Annotated in this window: 2 protein-coding genes; one reads left to right on the top strand and one right to left on the bottom strand. The window is 37.8% G+C overall.

Going from position 1 to position 936, the window contains the following annotated elements:
- Positions 1–280, top strand: a 280-nt coding sequence (locus tag G6W41_RS09995) for a hypothetical protein (protein ID WP_194171409.1), incomplete at its 5' end; no start/stop codon positions are given.
- 51 nt (positions 281–331) lie between these two features.
- Here G6W41_RS09995 and G6W41_RS09990 read toward each other — a convergent pair.
- Positions 332–936, bottom strand: a 605-nt coding sequence (locus G6W41_RS09990) for an NAD(P)/FAD-dependent oxidoreductase (RefSeq protein WP_196779852.1), incomplete at its 5' end; no start/stop codon positions are given.

The raw sequence follows: 936 nt of genomic DNA, 5'->3' as shown, positions 1-936 counted from the left end.
AGCTGGCGTGGAGGCCGAGTTTGTCTATAAGATAAGCGAGGGCAGACCAAACGTCGAAGATAGGCTAAAAAATGGCGACATAGCACTTGTTATAAACACAAGCGATACTAAATCAAGCGTGGATGATGGCAAAAAGATCCGCCAAAATGTGCTTAGATTTAAGATCCCTTACTTCACAACTATCCGTGCAGCACTTGCAGCTGCTAAGTCACTAAGCACAGTTCAAACTGGCAAAGCGCTTGAAGTAAAAAGCTTGCAAGAGTATCTAAACCAGAGGTAGTAAATTTAGTGGCAGTCTTTGCTGCCACTAGCTAAATTCACTTCTATTTAATTAGCTATTTTTTAAAGCGCTAGCTACCTTGAAAGCACTTGCAAACGCAAAATGTAAGTTGTATCCACCAAGCATACCAGTGATATCTAAAACTTCACCTATAAAATAAAGCCCTTTTACACTTTTACACTCTAAATTTTCATCTAAAAAATTAGTTTTTACGCCACCTTTTGTAACTTCAGCCCTTTCAAAGCCAAATGTCCCAGCTGGAGCAAAATGATATGCAAAAAGCCTTTTTATGATACTTTTTTCATCATCACTAAATTCATAAAATGCTCTATCTTTTAAACCAAAATTTCTTAAAAACTCCAGCACAAATCTCTTTGGCAAAGGTAAAACCGAGCTAAGCTGCTTTTTACCATTTACTAAATTTTTCTCACTAAATTTAGGCAAAAAATTTATGCAAATTCGCCCCTTTTGCCAAAAGAGTGAGGCATTTAGTATCGCTGGACCGCTTATGCCTCTATGTGTAAAAAGTAGATCGCCGCTAAATTTATGGCTCTCATTTTTGGTATTTATCACTACATCCGCACTTAGACTAACGCCACTAAGCTCTTTAAACCAAAACTCATCTTTTTGCACGCTAAAGCCAACAAGAGCAGGGG

This window comes from Campylobacter concisus (assembly GCF_015230035.1).
GTDB classification, from domain to species: Bacteria; Campylobacterota; Campylobacteria; order Campylobacterales; family Campylobacteraceae; genus Campylobacter_A; species Campylobacter_A concisus_BK.
The sequence above is the reverse complement of the archived record's forward strand: the minus strand, read 5'-3'. Positions and strand labels throughout refer to the sequence as shown.